The 18,007-nt window shown below is 67.2% G+C and carries 18 protein-coding genes; 14 read left to right on the top strand and 4 right to left on the bottom strand.

Annotation, left to right across the window (positions count from 1 at the left end; translation table 11 throughout):
- Positions 1–122: 122 nt before the first annotated feature.
- From QRN07_RS19475 to QRN07_RS19465, 3 genes are all read left to right on the top strand, one after another.
- Positions 123–425, top strand: a complete 303-nt coding sequence (locus QRN07_RS19475; protein ID WP_050687478.1) for a hypothetical protein — start codon at positions 123–125, stop codon at positions 423–425.
- Between the two features lie 62 nt (positions 426–487).
- Positions 488–2,485 (top strand): acyl-CoA dehydrogenase family protein, encoded by a 1,998-nt coding sequence (locus tag QRN07_RS19470; RefSeq protein WP_285241962.1) that lies wholly within the window; start codon positions 488–490, stop codon positions 2,483–2,485.
- A 64-nt stretch (positions 2,486–2,549) separates the two neighbouring features.
- On the top strand, positions 2,550–3,212 hold the full coding sequence (locus QRN07_RS19465; protein ID WP_056599097.1) for a hypothetical protein: 663 nt from the start codon (positions 2,550–2,552) through the stop codon (positions 3,210–3,212).
- A 54-nt stretch (positions 3,213–3,266) separates the two neighbouring features.
- Here QRN07_RS19465 and QRN07_RS19460 read toward each other — a convergent pair whose 3' ends face one another.
- On the bottom strand, positions 3,267–3,665 hold the full coding sequence (locus QRN07_RS19460) for a YchJ family protein (RefSeq protein ID WP_285241961.1): 399 nt from the start codon (positions 3,663–3,665) through the stop codon (positions 3,267–3,269).
- 242 nt (positions 3,666–3,907) lie between these two features.
- Between QRN07_RS19460 and QRN07_RS19455 the strand changes: the two genes are divergently transcribed.
- From QRN07_RS19455 to QRN07_RS19430, 6 genes are all read left to right on the top strand, one after another.
- Complete coding sequence (locus QRN07_RS19455) at positions 3,908–4,636, top strand: hypothetical protein (RefSeq protein ID WP_050687486.1); 729 nt, start codon at positions 3,908–3,910, stop codon at positions 4,634–4,636.
- Positions 4,637–4,663: 27 nt separating this feature from the next.
- Positions 4,664–5,668, top strand: a complete 1,005-nt coding sequence (locus tag QRN07_RS19450) for an aldo/keto reductase family protein (protein ID WP_285241960.1) — start codon at positions 4,664–4,666, stop codon at positions 5,666–5,668.
- Positions 5,669–5,675: 7 nt separating this feature from the next.
- Positions 5,676–6,545, top strand: a complete 870-nt coding sequence (locus QRN07_RS19445; RefSeq protein ID WP_050687488.1) for an SDR family oxidoreductase — start codon at positions 5,676–5,678, stop codon at positions 6,543–6,545.
- A 54-nt stretch (positions 6,546–6,599) separates the two neighbouring features.
- Complete coding sequence (locus QRN07_RS19440) at positions 6,600–7,721, top strand: sulfite oxidase (RefSeq protein ID WP_285241959.1); 1,122 nt, start codon at positions 6,600–6,602, stop codon at positions 7,719–7,721.
- 62 nt (positions 7,722–7,783) lie between these two features.
- Entirely contained in the window at positions 7,784–8,170 is a 387-nt protein-coding gene (locus QRN07_RS19435; protein ID WP_050687492.1) for an RNA-binding S4 domain-containing protein, read from the top strand.
- Positions 8,163–9,644: an amidohydrolase gene (locus QRN07_RS19430; RefSeq protein WP_285241958.1), complete on the top strand. Its 1,482-nt coding sequence runs from the start codon at positions 8,163–8,165 to the stop codon at positions 9,642–9,644. Before QRN07_RS19435 ends, QRN07_RS19430 begins: the two co-directional genes overlap by 8 nt.
- Here QRN07_RS19430 and QRN07_RS19425 read toward each other — a convergent pair.
- From QRN07_RS19425 to QRN07_RS19415, 3 genes are all read right to left on the bottom strand, one after another.
- Positions 9,641–10,183, bottom strand: coding sequence for a hypothetical protein (locus QRN07_RS19425; protein WP_285241957.1), 543 nt, complete (start codon positions 10,181–10,183; stop codon positions 9,641–9,643). The two genes, QRN07_RS19430 and QRN07_RS19425, sit on opposite strands and share 4 nt — an antisense overlap.
- A 27-nt stretch (positions 10,184–10,210) precedes the next feature.
- A complete protein-coding gene (locus QRN07_RS19420) occupies positions 10,211–11,431 on the bottom strand; it encodes a hypothetical protein (RefSeq protein ID WP_285241956.1) in 1,221 nt (406 codons plus the stop codon).
- Positions 11,432–11,619: 188 nt separating this feature from the next.
- Positions 11,620–12,000, bottom strand: coding sequence for a PadR family transcriptional regulator (locus QRN07_RS19415; protein ID WP_056599118.1), 381 nt, complete (start codon positions 11,998–12,000; stop codon positions 11,620–11,622).
- Positions 12,001–12,128: 128 nt separating this feature from the next.
- Between QRN07_RS19415 and QRN07_RS19410 the strand changes: the two genes are divergently transcribed.
- The 5 genes from QRN07_RS19410 (at position 12,129) to QRN07_RS19390 (ending at position 17,837) form a co-directional block, all read left to right on the top strand.
- Positions 12,129–13,664, top strand: coding sequence for an HNH endonuclease (locus tag QRN07_RS19410; RefSeq protein WP_056599121.1), 1,536 nt, complete (start codon positions 12,129–12,131; stop codon positions 13,662–13,664).
- Between the two features lie 97 nt (positions 13,665–13,761).
- Positions 13,762–14,379: a uracil-DNA glycosylase family protein gene (locus tag QRN07_RS19405; RefSeq protein WP_050687503.1), complete on the top strand. Its 618-nt coding sequence runs from the start codon at positions 13,762–13,764 to the stop codon at positions 14,377–14,379.
- Between the two features lie 168 nt (positions 14,380–14,547).
- The gene (locus QRN07_RS19400; protein WP_050687505.1) at positions 14,548–15,270 is read left to right on the top strand and encodes a FadR/GntR family transcriptional regulator; all 723 of its coding nucleotides are present in this window, start codon (positions 14,548–14,550) and stop codon (positions 15,268–15,270) included.
- A 36-nt stretch (positions 15,271–15,306) separates the two neighbouring features.
- Complete coding sequence (locus tag QRN07_RS19395; protein WP_056599123.1) at positions 15,307–16,389, top strand: asparaginase; 1,083 nt, start codon at positions 15,307–15,309, stop codon at positions 16,387–16,389.
- An 8-nt stretch (positions 16,390–16,397) separates the two neighbouring features.
- Positions 16,398–17,837: an aspartate ammonia-lyase gene (locus QRN07_RS19390; RefSeq protein ID WP_050687509.1), complete on the top strand. Its 1,440-nt coding sequence runs from the start codon at positions 16,398–16,400 to the stop codon at positions 17,835–17,837.
- Positions 17,838–18,007 lie beyond the last annotated feature (170 nt).

The raw sequence follows: 18,007 nt of genomic DNA, 5'->3' as shown, positions 1-18,007 counted from the left end.
GTAGTGTTTCGATCCCGTATCAACAGGCCTTTCCCGCGCCCGGGCTCTGGTCCCGCATGCGGCCGCACCCTACGCTCGGTGCTACCGATCTCATCCGAAGCAGCGCCGCAGCAGGGGGACTTATGAGCTTTGATCTCAGCACCGTGGAAACGGGCACCTTGGTTTTCGCCGGAACACTGGTATTTGCCGTCCTCCTGGCCGGGTTCGTGTTGACGGCCGGCCTGCTCGCCCTGGCGCTGCTGGGGGTGGGAAAGGCCACGTGGTTTGTGTTGTCCACCGCACTGCTGGCAGCGGTGCACGGCATCAACGCGGGCTGGGACCGGTTGGTCCACCGGGCCCGGCAGGGAGCCGCTGCCGGCGATTTCCAGGTCCAGCCTGCCACTGGTACGGGAACCTACCCGCGGGTAATCTTGAGTGACAGCTGAAGGGTTCTCCAACCCGGCGGATCCATGGCTTCACCGGCCACTTCGGGCCTAGGAGAAAACCCATGAGCTCCGCTACGGACAGCACCACCGACTCCCCCATCGAAGACACCCCGGTGCCGGCCAGCGACATCGGCGCCGGCATCACGCCGGAGCAGGCCAGGGCCGTGGCCGAAGCTGCCCGGGAAACCGGCTGGGACCGGCCAAGCTTCGCCAAGGGCCTCTACCTCGGAAGTTTCGACCTGGGCCTGGTGCACCCTTGGCCCACACCGGATCCCGCGTCCGTGGCCCGGGGCGAAGAGTTCATGGAACGGCTCACCGCTTTTGCCCGCACCATGTCAGGGCAGGTCATCGAAAGGGACTCCCGGATCCCGGACGACTACATGCGGGGCCTGGCCGGCCTGGGCGTGTTCGGCATGAAGATTCCCGAGGAATACGGCGGCCTGGGCCTGTCGCTGGTGTATTACGGCCGGGCCCTGGCCCTTCTGGGCAGCGTCCATCCGAGCCTGGGCGCCCTGTTGTCCGCACATCTTTCCATTGGCGTGCCGGAACCGGTCAAGGTTTTTGGCTCCCCGGAGCAGAAGCGGGAGTACCTGCCCCGCTGCGCCGAAGGCGCCATCACCGCATTCCTGCTCACGGAGCCGGATGTGGGCAGCGACCCGGCCCGGATGGGCAGTACGGCAACGCCAACGGACGACGGCGACGCCTACATCCTGGACGGCGTGAAGCTCTGGACCACGAACGGCGTGATCGCCGAGCTGGTGGTGGCGATGGCGGTGGTTCCGGCCCGGACGGACCCGGACGGGACCGTGCACAAGGGGGGCATCAGCGCCTTCATTGTGGAAATGGACTCCCCCGGCATCACCGTGGAGAACCGCAACGCCTTTATGGGCCTGCGCGGCATTGAGAACGGCGTCACCCGCTTCCACCAGGTCCGGGTCCCGGCAGCCAACCGCCTGGGCCGTGAAGGCCAGGGGTTGAAGATTGCCCTGACCACCCTCAACACCGGACGGCTTTCCATCCCGGCCCTGTGCGTGGCGTCAGGACGCTGGAGCCTGAAGATCGCCAGGGAATGGTCCAACGCCCGCACCCAATGGGGCCGGCCCGTGGGCGAACACGAGGCGGTGGGTAAAAAGATCGCCTTCATTGCGGCGTCCGCGTTCGCGCTGGATGCGGTGTTTGAACTGTCCGCGGAGCTGGCGGACGCCGGCCAGAAGGACGTCCGCATCGAAGCCGCGCTGGCCAAGCTGTGGGCCACCGAAACGAGCTGCCGGATCGCCGACGAACTGGTGCAGATCCGGGGTGGGCGCGGATTTGAGACAGCAGAGTCACTGGCCGCCCGCGGGGAACGGGCAGTGCCTGCGGAACAGCAGCTCCGGGACCTCCGCATCAACAGGATCTTTGAGGGCTCCTCCGAGATCATGCGGCTGCTGATCGCCCGCGATGCCGTGGACGCCCACCTGGCTGCCGCCGGCGATCTTGCCTCGCTGGACGCCAGCCTGTCCGACAAGGCCCGGGCCGCCGTCGGCGCCTCCGGCTTCTACGCCCGGTGGCTGCCCAAACTGGTGGCGGGCGCCGGCATGGATCCGCGGTCCTACGCCGGGTTCGGCCGGCTGGCCAAGCAACTGCGGTTTGTGGAACGGTCCTCCCGCCGCCTGGCCCGGCAGACGTTCTACGGGATGGGCCGCTGGCAGGCGAAACTGGAGCGCAAGCAGGCGTTCCTGGGCCGGATGGTGGACATCGGCGCCGAGCTGTTCGCCATGACGGCCTGCTGCTCCAGGGCGGAAATGCTGCTGCGGACACAGCCGGAACATGGTGCCGGCGCCTATGAACTGGCCGAAGCCTACTGCGAACAGGCGCGGGTCCGGGTCGAAGAACTGTTTGACCAGCTCTGGCGGAACACCGACGACTCCGACACCGCGCTGACCCGTAAAGTCCTCGACGGTCATTACACCTGGCTCGAGGCGGGGGTGCTGGACCAGTCCGAAGGTACCGGGCCGTGGATTGCCGACGCTTCGCCCGGCCCCTCGCACAAGGAGAACCTGCACCGGAACTACCGCTGACGCGGCAGGTCACGAAATAATAAGCACCCTTGCTATCACGGCGGGGCGGTGGTTGAGTTGAGCCATGAGCAGCGCACCTGATCCCGAGAACCTTCCGTACCGCGGCGTCCGTGGGGACGCTGCCGCCGGGGACACCTCCCTGACGGACCGGCAGACAGCCGTGGCCCGGGAAAAGGAGCAGTTCGGCGGCACTAAGGTGGGATCGGCTTTTTTCGGCTGGCTGACTGCCACCGGGATGGCGGTGCTTTTGACGGCCCTGGTGGCAGCGGCAGGCACGGCGGTGGGCCTGGCCAGCAACACTGATGTCAACGACGCCGTCAACCAGGCGGCGTCGGACGGAACCGTGGGGCTGGTGGGCATCATCGTCCTGCTGGTCATCCTTTTCCTCTCCTATTACTCCGGCGGTTACGTCGCGGGCCGGATGGCCCGGTTCAACGGTGCCCGGCAGGGCCTGATGGTGTGGATCTGGGCACTTATCGCCGCGATTGTCGTCGCAATCCTGGGGCTGGTGGCAGGCCAGCAGTTCAACGTGCTGGCCAACCTGAACAGCTTTCCCCGGATCCCCGTCAATGAGGGCCAGCTGACCACAACCAGCATCATTGCCGCGGTTGTTGTGGCGCTGATCGCCCTGGTGGGCGCGGTCCTGGGCGGCCTGGCCGGGATGCGGTTCCACCGGAAGGTGGACCGGGCAGGCTTCACGCCTGCCAACGACGCCGACGCATACTGACCGGCCGGAGCCCTTCACCCCGGGCAGGCTTCCCGGCGGCACCGGGTTGCGGCATCAGCCGTGCAGCTGGCCGTCCACGTAAAGCCAGCGGCCATCCTCCCGGACAAACCTGCTGGTTTCATGCAGGATGCCCCGCTCGCCGTCCTGGCGGAAGTAGGCCTTGAACTCCACCGTCCCCTCCGTGTCCAGCGGGCCGCCGCGTGCAGTGGATACGATGTCCAGCCGGCGCCATTGCAGGTCCGGGTCCAGTTCCAGGTCCGCCGGCGCGGTCCGAGGGTGCCACGTCCGCCGCAGATATTCGCTATCCAGCAGGGCAAAGGCCGTGTAGCGCGAACGCATCAACTGCTCCACCGTGGCTGCAACCGATGCCCCCGAGTGGAACCGGCCACAGCAGTGGCCATACTGCTCGCCGGAAAGGCACCTGCAGTTCGCGTTGCCGGAATCCTCCGCCACTCTGTCCTCTTTTCCGCTTCCGGCTGTTCTCAGCGCCAACCCTGGACCTGATGGTGATCTGCTTCCTCCGACTATAAACGCGGCCGTGATGCCACATCCGGTAACAGGTTCGAAACAACCCGAGACGTGCCGCCCGCGGCGGGGGCACGTGGAGCCAAAAATCCGTATGGTGGAGGGGAAGCTGCCGCCCTGGGGGACGGCTGCCGGTGCGCGCCCCGCTGCCGGCCGAAAGGAGAGCTGACGTGGAGAATCCGGACACGCTCATCCTCAACCTGACCTTTTTGGGCACCATGGGCGTTGCCTTCCTGATGTTCGTCGTGTTGTTCCTCCTGGGCGTCACCACCCTGGTCCTCGCGGGCCTGGGCCGGTTGGTCGCCCTGGTGCTGATGCTCGTCTTCGGCCGCCTCCGCCGGGTGGAATCCATCCGTTTCGGCCCGTCGGGACAGCAGGACCCGGCAGGAACGCCCGACGCCGGGGCTCCCGCCGCAGGCACGCCCTGGCGCGCCCGCGCGGGGCTGCTGCAGGCCGGCCGGATCACTGCGCTGCGCACCGCCGTCGTCCGCCATCCGCTCCTTTCCGCCGCGAAAACCGCCGCCAAGCGGGAACCTGCGGTCCTGTCCGAAGGCTGGGCCGCCGCGGTATCCCAGGCGGACGCGCGCGCCATGGCCAAAGCCCGGGCGGCCGCACCCAACATCAAGGTTTCCGTCCGGGATCTGCCGGACCCCGAGCTTCCTGCCGGAAAAGTTGACGAGGTGGCCCCGCTCGTTGAGTCGGCCCTGGCGGCGAAGACTCCAGCAGGCAGCGCGCCGCGCTCCTTCCAGAAACCCCCGGCGGCACCCCTTTCGCCGCTCGACACGGGGTCACTGATGTCGTTGGCGGGCCCGCCGCAGGGCCCCAAGAGGAAGCCGGCCATGCCAAAGCCCGCCACCACCAATGCCTCCCAAGCCAAGGACCGCCAGCACTTACCCTGAGCAACCATCTGGGCTAGCGTGAAAACCATGGAATTCAGATACCTCGGTAACAGCGGCTTCAAAGTTTCGGAAATCACGTTCGGCAACTGGCTGACGCACGGCTCACAGGTGGAGAACGACGTCGCCTCCCAGTGCGTCCGGGCAGCCCTCGATGCAGGGATCAGCACCTTCGACACGGCCGACGTCTACGCCAATACAGCAGCGGAAACAGTGCTCGGTGACGCCCTGAAGGGCGAACGGCGGGAATCCCTGGAGATCTTCACCAAGGTCTACGGACCCACCGGCCCCAAGGGCAAAAACGACCTGGGCCTGTCCCGCAAACACATCATGGAGTCCATCAACGGTTCCCTGGCCCGGCTGCAGACCGACTACGTGGACCTTTACCAGGCCCACCGGTATGACTTCGAAACGCCCCTCGAAGAGACCATGCAGGCGTTCGCGGACGTGGTCCGGCAGGGCAAGGCGCTGTACATCGGGGTCAGCGAATGGACGGCGGAGCAGCTCAGGGACGGTCACGCACTGGCGAAGGACCTGGGCTTCCAGCTGATTTCCAACCAGCCGCAGTACAACATGCTGTGGCGTGTCATCGAGGCCAACGTTGTGCCCGCCTCCGAGGAGCTGGGCGTGTCCCAGATCGTCTGGTCCCCGATGGGGCAGGGTGTGCTGAGCGGCAAGTATCTGCCCGGCCAGCCTGCACCGGAGGGCAGCCGCGCCACCGACGACAAGGGCGGCGCCAAAATGATCCAGCGCTGGATGCGCGACGACGTGCTGGCCGGTGTGCAGGACCTCAAGCCGATCGCCGCGGAAGCCGGGCTGACCATGCCGCAGCTCGCGGTGGCCTGGGTGCTGCAGAACCCCAACGTCGCTTCGGCCATCGTGGGTGCTTCCCGGCCGGAACAGATCGCTGACAGCGTGGCCGCTGCCGGTGTCACCCTCGACCCGGACGTGATGAAGAAAATTGACGACGCCATCGGTTCGCTGGCCGAGCGCGATCCTGCGCTGACCAAGTCGCCCGAGAAGCGCGAAGCGTAGGCCGGCCGTGGCGTCCGAACCCAGCCCGGAAAACCTTCCGCAGCTCGCTGTCACCGGATCCACCGGCGGCCTGGGCGGGATGGTGGCCCGGCAACTGTCCGCGGACGGCACGGCCCAGCGCCTGCTGGCCCGTGACCCGTCCCGGGCGCCGCAGCTGGACAACGCCCCGACCCTTGCCTGCAGCTACGGCGACGCGGCGGCCGCCGAACAGGCACTGGCGGGAGCCAAGCTCCTGTTTATGGTCTCCGCGGCCGAAACCGAGGACCGGGTGCAGCAGCACTACGCCTTCATTGATGCCGCAGTACGTGCCGGCGTGGAGCACGTGGTGTATACGTCCTTCTACGGTGCCGCCCCGGACGCCACCTTCACCCTGGCCCGGGACCATTTCGCCACGGAGCAGCACATCCGCGCTTCCGGGATGGGGTTCACGTTCCTCCGGGACAATTTCTACCTCGACTTCCTGCCGCTGCTGGCGGATGGCGGGGGAGTGATCCGCGGTCCTGCAGGGAATGGCGCCTTCTCCGGGGTCGCTCGCGAGGACGTGGCCCGGAGCGCGGTGGCCGTCCTCCGGGATCCGGCGATCCACCGGGGCATGACGTATAACCTGACGGGCCCCGAGGAGCTCACACTGTCCCAGGCCGCCGCCGTCATGACGGCTGGAACCGGCCGCACCATCAGCTACGAGCCGGAGACACTACAGGAGGCGTACGCGTCCAGGGCCTCCTACGGCGCCCCGGACTGGCAGCTTGATGCCTGGGTCAGCACCTACACGGCGATGGCGGCAGGCCACATGGCCGGCGTTTCGCCCGACGTGCATGGGCTGACCGGGCAGGACCCCATCAGCCTGGCGGAGTTCCTGACCCGGACGCAGCTGTAGTTGTTGACGGCCGGGATAAAGCAGGCGTAAACCAGTCCTGAGGAGCGCAGCGCCATGGCACAGATCCACGACTTCCAGCAATCCACGCAGTACCCGTGGCCAGTCGGGGTTCCCGCGCCGGCCGGGCCGACCGACGGCCCGCTCACGCCGCCCGAGCTGCAGCTGGCGGCCCGGAACCATGCCATGCCGCTGGAGGCGCTCCGCCGGGACTTCACCGCGCCGGGTCTGCACTACGTCCTGACCCACTTCGACATTCCGGACCTTGATGCCGCCACCTGGCACCTGCAGGTTGGCGGAGCCGTGGAACGCTCGCTGGAAATCAGCATGGCCGCGCTGAGGAAAGAACCCGGCATCACGGTGCCGGTGACCCTTGAATGCGCCGGCAACGGCCGGTCGCTGCTGGCGCCTCGGCCGGTCAGCCAGCCGTGGGTTCTTGAGGCCGTGGGGACGGCCAACTGGACCGGTGTTCCGTTGTCCCACCTGCTGGGGAAGGCAGGGGTCCTGCCGCAGGCCGTTGAGGTGGTGTTTACCGGCGTCGACGCCGGAATCCAGGGTGGCGTCCCACAGAAGTTTGCGCGGAGCCTGCCGATCCACGAGGCGATGCGGCCCGACGTCGTCCTCGCCTACGCCATGAACGACGGCGACCTGCCGCCCCAGCACGGCCATCCGCTGCGCCTGGTGGTTCCGGGCTGGTACGGGATGGCGAGCGTGAAATGGCTGGAATCCATCGAGGTGGTCACGGCCCCCTTTGCGGGCTACCAGCAGCAGGACGCGTACCGGTACCAGGATTCCGCTGACGACGCCGGCACCCCGGTTTCGCGGATCAGGGTGCGTTCGCTGATGGTTCCGCCGGGAGTCCCGGACTTTTTCACGCGCCACCGGGTGGTGCCGCGGGGGCAGGTGCTGCTGGAAGGGCGGGCCTGGTCCGGGCAGGGAGCGGTGACCGGCGTCGAAGTTGGCGTGGACGGCCAATGGATGCCCGCGCAGCTGGAAAAATCCCTGGGTGGGTACGCCTGGCGGAAGTGGACGGTGCCGTGGACCGCCGATCCCGGCGAACACGTCCTGTGCTGCCGCGCCACTGACGACACCGGCGCCACCCAGCCCCTGGAGCAGAACTGGAACTACCAGGGGATGGGCAACAACATGGTGCACCGGGTGTCAGTCCGCGTCGACTAGGACCCCCGGCGGGAAAGCCGCCGCCTGAGCCGCAGGCCGCGGCGCTATACTCGGTGCCAGCCATGACCAGCATTCCATCCTCCCCCGCCAGTGTCCGCATCGATGCGTGGCTGTGGGCTGTCCGCGCCTACAAGACCCGCTCCGCGTCCACGGCCGCGTGCCGGGCCGGTCACGTCCGCCTGAACGGCAGCCCGGCCAAGGCATCGGCAACCCTGGTGACCGGCGATACCGTCACCGTCCGCATGTCCGGCTATGAACGCACCCTGGAGGTGCGCCGGCTGCTCGCCAAACGTGTGGGCGCTGAGGTGGCTTCGCACTGCTTCACCGACCACACCCCGCCCCGCCCGGTGGCCCCGGCGCTGGGCCTGCCGCAGCGTGACCGCGGGGCCGGCCGGCCCACCAAGAAGGACCGCCGTGAAATGGAGCGGCTGTCGGGCCGGCATGACTGAGCTGATCCTCACGGCAGTCCGCCTGCCTGCCGGAGACGGGCCGGACGGGCCCCTCAACCTCCACCTTCGTGATGGCATCGTGGCAGGCGTAAGCACCGGGCCGTTGGCAGGTGCCGCCGGCATTGAAGTCCTCGACTGCGACGGCCGGTTTGTCATACCCGGGCTCTGGGACGAGCACGTACACCTGAACCAGTGGGCCATGCACGCCAACCGGATCGACCTGTCAGGTGCGGCCTCGGCACTCGGGGCGGCGGCCGCCGTCGAACGCCACCTGCTGGCCGCACCCGGCAGCGACGTCACTGCCGTGGGGGTGGGGTTCCGCGACGCACTGTGGCCTGATGCGCCGACGCTGGGGCTCCTGGACGGGGCCACGGGAGACCGGCCCACCGCCCTGATCAGCCACGACCTGCACTGCGTGTGGGTCAACAATGCTGCCGCCCGGCGCCATTCCCTGGCCGTGGACGGGTCCGGGTTGCTGCGGGAGGAACCGGCTTTCCTCCTGACCCGCGAGCTGGGCCTGCTGCCGGACACCGTGCTGGATGAGTGGGCGCAACAGGCAGCCCGGGCGGCCGCCGCAAAAGGCATCGTGGGCGTGGTCGACTTCGAAATGACGTGGAACCGTGATCCGTGGCTGCGCAGGTTCGGTGCGGGCTTCGACACCCTCCGGGTCGAGGCCGGAGTGTATCCGCAGGACCTCGAACGCGCGGCGGGGCTGGGCATGCGGACCGGCGTGGAACTTCCCGGCGGCGGCGGGCTGTTGCGGACAGGTCCCTTGAAGGTGCTCATCGACGGGTCGCTCAACACCCGCACCGCTTACTGCGTTGATCCCTACCCCTTTGGTGGGCACGGCCTGCTCACGGTGAATGACGCCGACCTGCTGGCCCTCCTGGTGCGGGCCCGTGAGACAGGCTTTGTGCCCGCTGTGCATGCAATCGGCGACGCCGCCAACCGGGTGGCGCTGGATGCCTTCGAACGGGCAGGCATTGGCGGGCGGATCGAGCATGCGCAGTTTGTCCGCGCCGATGACTTTGCCCGCTTTGGCCGGCTGGGAGTGGTGGCCAGCGTGCAGCCGTGCCACGCCCTCGATGACCGGGATGCGGCCGATTCCAACTGGCCGGGCCGGACGGACCGGGCGTTTCCGTTGCGCCGGCTGCTGGATGCGGGCGCAACACTCGCTTTCGGTTCGGACGCGCCGGTGGCGCGCCTGGATCCGTGGGCGGCCATGTCCGCCGCCACCACCCGTTCGGCTTTTGACGGCCGGGAGCCCTGGCATCCGGCTGAAGCCATCACCCGCCGGCAGGCCCTGGCAGCCTCCACGCGGGGCCGCGGGACGGTCCGGGTGGGCGACCCGGCCGACCTTGTACTCCTGGACGCGGATCCGCTGGCCGTTCCGGACCCGGATTTCGCCGCCATGCCGGTGGCAGGCACGCTGGTGGCCGGGCGTTTCACCTACGACGGCGGGATGCCCGGTTAGCTTTTGGTGTCACCGCTGCGGACCGGAATGGCCTGCCCGGCGACGCGCGCCTGCTCTAGGTTCGCGAACGGCAACCGCCCATAGGACTCGACGAAGGCGGCGTGGTACCCGGCTTCCGCGGCGCTGAGCTGTTCGGCCGGCATCTCCTTCCAGGCGACCACCAACGACTCCGAGTCGAGCAGTTGCCAGACCAGCCGGCCGTCCCAATGGCCCGGCGGGCGGGCCCGGCCGAAGTCCAGGAACTCCTGGATCTGGCGGCGCAGGCCCCGGTTGCCCTTGCTTCCCGGGCCTGCCTTGCCGAGGTACAGGACAGCTGCGCCGTCCACCCACTCAGCGGCGAGCGCATCCTTCGGCAGGGTGGGGCTGCGTTTTTTGAAAGTACCGGCCGTGCTGGTCTTCAGGAACCGGGGTTCGAAATCCGCCGGCGCCATGATGGTGAAGATTCCCGGCCCTTGGGGAACCCTGATGATGGCGAGGTCTTCGATTGCCCTGAAGCCTGCAAAGCCCTCGGCTTTCAGGCCCTTCTTGCTGAACTGCATAACTTCATTGAACAGCATCACCGGGATTCAGCGCGCCGGCCGCCCGGACAGCTGGTGTGCCGGCTCCGGCCGGGCCCTCTTGCGGACTCCCATCAGTACCAGAATGACGGCGGCAACCACAGGTGAAAGGAAGCCGGCCGCGGCAACAAGCATGAGTCCTGGCCAGATCCCTGCCACGGCCATAAAAGCCACGCCAACGATGCGCAGTGACCGGCCGCCGGGCAGGAGCCGTCCCAGTGGGAGCACCAAAGCGCAGCCCATAAGGCTGGCCGCGACCAGCGTCACCGGCCACTGCCGTGGATGGCCCGCACCGAGGAGCTGGGCAACTGCCTCCATGATGAGAGCTGCGCAGCAGAGCAGGACGGACCACCGGATGACCTTGCCCACCACGGGCGCAAGAATTCGTCCGGCCGCGAGGACCACCGATACGGCAGTAACAGCGCCGGCGCCTAAGCCAAGGTTCATGGCCCTGGTGGAGTCCGAGGCGAAGGACGTCCACTCGCTGCCGGCGAGGGCGAATGCGGCACAGGCCAAACCCAGTACCAAGCCAAAAAGGGCCCCGGTTCGTGCCGCCTTGCGGTCCCGGCCGGCAAGCCGGGGTGCGGGCATCCGGTGCCTGTCTGCCGCGGCATGTGCCGTGGGTCCGGACGAGCCAACTGATGCGGTGTTTTGCGTCCAGCCGGAATCAGCCGGGGATCCGGTCCCTCCGCTACCCATCCGCAAGGCCACAATCAGGACCACCACGGCCACAATGGTGTTCAGGAACTGGCCAATCATGATCATGGCGCCTAAGACCACGGCTGACGGGACCGCCACCAGGGCAGACAATGCCATCTGCCGGAACAGCGTGCCGCGGACCCGCAGGACGGCGTTCACCGGTGCCAGGAGGAAGATGGTTCCCGCCGCCCAGCCTGCGGCAACAAACAGCAGGGAAGCGGATCCAAACCAACTGTTCCCCTGTGCCAGGTCTGCTTTCTCGAAGCCCACGGCGATGCTGGACAGTGACAGCCCCGCCAATGCGCACGCCGGAACGGCTATTACTGCGGTAAAGAGCGCCGCCGGAGCCGATAGCCTGCCGGTACGGTGCATCAGCGCTGTCGCTGCGAGGGACAAACCAAGCGGTCCTGCAAAAGACGCCAAAAGCATCCTGAAGGCTTGTGTTTCCGGCGGCAGTGACGTGCTGGTCAGCGGCAGTGCCACGGCTCCGGCGAAAGCCAGGGCCGACACCGCAGCGAAGACCGCGGCCACGCGGGGTGTCGCTCTTTCTCCGAGACCGTGGGAACGCAGGGACCACACGTCCGCCCGGGATGGCCGCGATAGACCCCGCTCCGCGGCGTCTTGTTCAAGGGTGGCCAACATGACGGCCCCATTCCTGACCCGCCACGAGTGCGGATACCAACGCAGCAGCCGGCCGTACCGATTACGCAGGTCCCTGCTCATGTGGCCAGCCCAGGGAGATCTGTCTGCCCCTTGCTCACCCTTGCCGCCGAGGCAGGCTTCACAGACAACGGCCGGCGCCCGCCAAGCCTGCTTTCCGCCGCACGCAACCTTGCAGCAAGGCGTTCTGCTTCAGCGGACAACGACTGGCGTCCTTCATCCGTCAGTTCGTAGTACCGCCTGGCACGACCGTCCACGGTCTCATCGCCCGCATGCCGGACCTTGCCGTCCCGCTCCAGCCGCTCAAGGCTGGCGTACAGGGTTGTAACCCTGATGGTCTGGCTGCCCGCAGCGAGCTGTTCAACGTCCCGCAGGATGGCGTAGCCGTGCTGGCGGCCTCCCGCGAGCGCCGTGAGGATCCAGAAAATTGCCTCGGTCATAGTGGCGAATATATACCCGATTCGGGAATATAACCACAATTGAATCTGAGCTAGTTTACGCTGTTGAAGTTGTCCACATACGGGACTTTCTTTCCAGCTCCACCGCCGGATTCCGGGAAAATTGAGGTATGGACCTACGCGAGCACCCGGCGGTTACAACGGACGTTGCCACCAACGCCGGATCTTCCCTGCCGGCCGCGCTGCAGCTGGTGGCAACCGCGCACATCTGTCCCGATGACGCGGGGATGATCAACCAGCTTCGACTGCTGGAGGACCTGAAGTCGGCAGCCGCGGCCCTGCAGGCACGGATCGCCGTTGCCTTTGACCGCTCGCAGCGCCGGGAACAGGCCGCCTCAGGCATCGCCGCCGCAGACCTTGGAGCCGGGGTTGCTGCGCAGATTGCATTGGCCCGGCGTGAGTCTCCCGCCAGGGGTGGCCGGCTGCTCGGAATGGCCAAAGCGCTGATCGAAATGCCCCATGCCGCCGAGGCCTTGGCCGGCGGCAGCCTCAACGAATGGCGGACCATCCTCGCGGTGCGGGAAACCGCGCACCTATCCGTGGATGACCGCCGGGCGGTGGACGCCGAGTTCGGACCGGATTACGGGTCCTTGGCGGACGCCGGGGACCGGTCACTCGTTGCGGCAATCCGGGCCGCAGCGTACAGGCGCGATCCCCGGTCGGTTGCCCGGCGTGCAAGCCACGCTGCGGCGGAGCGCACCGTAAGCCTCAGGCCTGCACCGGACACCATGGCCTATCTCACCGCCCTGCTGCCGGTTGCAGAAGGGGTAGCGGTTTACGCCGACCTGACACGCCATGCCGATTCAGCGCGTTCAGCCGGCGACGGCCGCACCAAAGGCCAACTGATGGCGGATGAGCTGGTGGAGCGCGTGACAGGTACCCCCGGCGGCATCACCGGCATCGAAATCCAGTTGGTCATGACGGACAGGACACTCTTCCAAGCCGACAGTGAACCAGCCCGGCTCGCAGGCTACGGCGTTGTCCCCGCCGAATGGGCGCGGGCGGCGGTCCTGGATGGTGCGGCAGCCGCCTCTCCAGCTGCCAACCAGCTCCCTCTGGACCGAGAGCCCGCTCCCGGCCAGCCCGCCTTGGCTGCTTGGATTCGCCGGCTGTATGTCGCACCGGAAACCGGCGAGCTGGTGGCAATGGATTCGAAAGCCCGGCTTTTTCCGCCTGGCCTCAAAAGCTTCCTCCAGGTGCGCGACCAGCTATGCCGCACTCCCTGCTGTGACGCGCCCATCCGGCATTACGACCACGTTGTCCCCTGGCGTGAGGACAAAAACACAAGCGGCGCCAATGGGCAGGGGCTTTGCGAGGCCTGCAACCAAGCAAAGGAATCGGCAGGTTGGTCTGCACTGACAGTGCCAGGCACCGGGCACCACATCGACAGCAGAAATACTCAAGCCAGAAAGCAGGCCGCGGAAACCAGGCATGCAGCAGGCAACAACCACGCTGCAGCCAACAGCCACATCGCAGACACCAGCCATGCCGCGGCCAGCAGCCGGCCCGCCGACACCCTTCCCGCTCCAGCTACAAGACACGCGGTGGACACCAGGACACCCACCGGCCACACCTACCGGTCCGTCGCGCCGGCCCTCCCCGGAACCTTCCGCTGGCCTATACCGCTCCCCGAGGAGTCAGGCTGAAGCCGGTGTTTGGAGGCGCTCTGCCACCTGAACCCGGGAAAGCGTAGAGTGGCATAGGACGCCTGATTCTGGACGCCTTGCTGCCGAGGGAGAAATCGTGACGATTGATTGGGACGAAAAAAAGGCCCTGCTACAGGAACCGAACATCGCCAAGGTGACCCAGCTTTGCGATGAACTGATGGAAAAGAAGCCGGGTTCCACCGTCCCGTACATTGACCCGGTGCATGACGAGGACGAATGCCGCATCGTCACCCTGCAGGTCAGCCCCGGCAAGGGCACCGAATCAGGTTTTGTGTCGCACAACAATGACGACGAGGGTGCCCGACGCGCCACCCAGATCTACGAGATCGCCGAACTCGACCCCCGCTACGTCATGCCTTGGAACGCATACCCGTGGGTCAGGGACCCTGGCCTTCCCTCCGCGCTGAGTGTGCAGGAGAAGACAGACGGACTCCGGCCGTTCCGCCAGTTCCTCAAGATCAATTCGCGGGTCTCGGCAATCATCGCCCACGGCACGGATGCCTCCGCATTCCTCACCCTGTTCGAAAAGACGTACCACTCGTCCCTCCGGAACAGCGGCATCAAGGTCTACAAGGCCTCCGCGCTTGGCGGGCGGGCCTTCGCCGTATCCGAAACGAAGCAGGAGGAACTCCTCACCAAGAGCGTGGAGACCTACAAGGACGCCATGCAGCGGGCAGGCATCCAGCACCTCTGACACCCCACCGGGGAATCCCGGCCGGGGCAGCAGCACCGGCCCGGGCGCCATTGGTGCACCCGGAATGTGTGCGGCCCGGACAGCAATTCCCGAAGTACCTGACCAGCATTCCCGGAGATAAACGGAAACCGCATTGACACTCGGTGTGACCGGTGCCATATTTAAGGCGTGAACCTGTCAGACAGCCGGACAGCAGGACATCCTGCCCGTACCCGCCCACCATCCCGGCCCTTGGCCCGCCTCAGCGCCGCGGAAGCTGTCTTTAATGCGATCCGGGACGACATCGAGTCAGGTGTGGTTCCGGTGGGCAGCAAGCTTGATTCCGAGGCCACCCTCTCCCAGCAATACGGTGTCAGCCGTTCGGTCATCCGCGAAGCGTTGCGCTCCTGCACCGCGCTGGGCCTGACGGTCACCAAAACCGGCAAGGGCACCTTTGTGATGGCCAACAAAGTAGCCAACGACCTCACCCTGGGCCAGTATTCAGCCCGGGACCTCACGGAGGCCCGCCCCCACATCGAAATCCCGGCCGCCGGGCTCGCCGCCCACCGGCGCACGGATGAGGAGCTGGAAACCCTCCGCCACATCGTTGCAGCCATGGCTGCGGAGACCGACCTGGAATCCTGGGTTTCGCTGGACTCCAGCTTCCACGCCACGATCGCCCGGGCCAGCGGCAACAAGGTCTTCGCCAGCGTGGTGTCAGACATCCGCGAGGCCCTGGCCCACCAGTCGGAAACCCTGAACATGGTGGCCGACCGCCAGCACGCCTCCGACATCGAGCACCAGCAGATCCTCGCCGCCATCGAAGCGGGCTCCGCCGATGATGCCCGCTCCGCCATGTCACACCACTTGAACGCCGTGGGCCTGGCCCTGGACTCAATCCTCAACAAGTAACCGCGAAGCCCACCAAGCAACCTACCCAAGGACTCCATGCCCTCCCCGATGTTTTCCGCTGCCCACGAGGCCCACCGCGCCCTGCCCGGCCATGTACCCCTGGTCGCCGCAACCCGCGACGGCCTCGTGGAAAGTGTCCACTACGGCTCCGCCATCGCCATCAGCGCCGACGGCGCAACAATGGCATCAGCCGGCGAACCCCTGGCGCCGGTTTACCCGCGCTCCTCGCTGAAGCCCTTGCAGGCAGTGGCCATGCTCCGCGCCGGGCTCGTCCTGCCCATGGACCTGCTGGCCCTGGCAGCGGCCAGCCACTCCGGCGCCGCCCGGCACCGCGACGGCGCCCTGCGCATTCTCGAGATGCACTCCCTCACCCCGGGCTCGTTGGAAAACAGCACCGACCTGCCCTACGGCACCACCGAACGCGAGGATTGGCTCCGTGACGGCGGCGCCGCCAGCCAGCTCACCCAGAACTGCTCCGGCAAGCACGCCGCCATGGCCGCCACGTGCGTCATCAACGGCTGGCCGGTCCAGGGCTACCTGGCACCGGATCACCCGCTTCAGCAGCTGGTGGCCGAAACCATCATCGACCTGACCGGCGAGGAGCCCCTGGCCGTCAGCACCGACGGCTGCGGCACGCCCCTGTTCGCCCTGACCCTGCGCGGGATGGCCCGCGCCTTCGGCCGGATTGCGCGCGCCGCCGCGGTCGACGACGGCACCCCGGAAGCCGCCGTCGGGCTTGCCATGATGCAGCACCCGGACATGGTGGCCGGGGAAGGCAGGGACGTGACCACCCTCATGCGCCTGCTTCCCGGCGCCGTGGCCAAGGACGGCTTTGAAGGCGTCCAGCTGGTTGGGCTGGCGGACGGCAGCGCCGTGGCGGTAAAGATTTCCGACGGCGGCGACCGCGCCAGGATGCCCGCCACCACCACCCTCCTGGGCAGCCTGGGCGTGGACACCGCACCCCTCGCAGCCATCGCCGGCTCCCCCGTGCTGGGCGGCGGCCACCAGGTGGGTGCCCTGCAGGCCACCGATTTCCTGGCCCGGGCAGCGCCTCCCGTCGCCGGCCACCCCAAAACCCCCGAACCTGCCCAGTCCAAGCCCGTCAACGAAGCCCCGTGAGGACCACCATGACCACCCTGAACAACACCGCAACCGCCGCCCCCGGCCTCCGGTCCGAACATGACCTGCTGGGCGACCGCGACGTCCCGGCCGATGCCTACTGGGGTGTCCACACCCTCCGCGCCGTTGAAAACTTCCCCATCACCGGCCAGAAGCTCTCCTCCAACATGCACCTGGTCCGTGGCCTGGCGGCCGTGAAACTGGCCGCAGCCCGCACCAACCGGGAGCTCGGGCTGCTGGACGCGGAGCGCTCGGACGCCATCGAACAGGCCTGCCAGGACATCATGGCCGGCCAGCTGAGCGAACAGTTTGTGGTGGACGTCATCCAGGGCGGCGCGGGGACGTCGTCGAACATGAACGCCAACGAGGTCATCGCCAACCGTGCCCTGGAAATCCTGGGCCACCCCAAAGGCGACTACGCCAGGCTGCACCCCAACGACCATGTGAACCTCAGCCAGTCCACCAACGACGTCTACCCCACGGCCGTCAAACTGGGCACCATCTTCGCCGCCCGGGAACTCCTCGACGCACTTGCCGAACTCGAGGAGGCCTGCGCGTCGAAGGCGCTGGAATTCCGGACCGTGGTGAAGATGGGCCGGACCCAGCTCCAGGACGCCGTGCCCATGACCCTGGGCCAGGAGTTCGGCACCTACGCCGTCACCATCGGCGAGGACCGGCTCCGGCTGGCCGAGGCCGAACTGCTCATCCACGAAATCAACCTGGGTGCCACGGCCATCGGAACGGGCCTGAACGCCCCCGCCGGCTACGCCGGGGCAGCCTGCCGGCACCTGGCCGCCATCACCGGCCTGCCGCTGGTGACCGCCGTCGACCTCATCGAAGCCACCCAGGACGTCGGCGCATTTGTGCACCTGTCCGGTGTGCTGAAGCGTGTGGCCGTGAAACTCTCCAAGATCTGCAACGACCTCCGCCTGCTCTCCTCCGGCCCCCGCGCGGGATTCGGCGAGATCAACCTTCCGGCCGTGCAGTCCGGATCCTCGATCATGCCCGGCAAGATCAACCCGGTCATCCCGGAAGTTGTCTCCCAGGTGGCCTACGAGGTCATCGGCAACGACGTGACCATCACCATGGCCGCCGAAGCCGGACAACTTCAGCTCAACGCCTTCGAACCCATCATTGTCCACAGCCTCCACAAGAGCATTTCACACCTGGAAGCAGCCTGCCGCACCCTCACGGCCCGCTGCATCCGGGGCATCACCGCCAACACCGAACGGCTCCGCCTCACCGTGGAGCAGTCCATCGGACTGGTCACCGCCCTGAACCCCCAACTGGGCTACGCCACTGCCACCGCCATTGCGCAGGAAGCCCTCGCCACCGGCAAGGGTGTGGCCGAACTGGTCCTTGAACACGGACTCCTTACCTCTGAACAGCTTCAGGAACTCCTCAGCCCCGAACGCCTTGCCAACCTCAGCAACCAGGCTCCGGCCTGACCCTGAACCCGGCACATCAAAGGACACCCCCCATGACAAACTCCCCCATTCCCGACCACCTGATTGATGGTGGCCACGCCCATGCGACCGAGTCGTCCCTGCACGCTGAGGACACGGGTTACCACAAGAACCTGAAGCCGCGGCAGATCCAGATGATCGCCATTGGCGGT

The organism is Pseudarthrobacter sp. MEB009 (assembly GCF_030208875.1).
Classification (GTDB): Bacteria; Actinomycetota; Actinomycetes; order Actinomycetales; family Micrococcaceae; genus Arthrobacter.
This window is presented reverse-complemented; position numbering and strand designations above follow the sequence as displayed.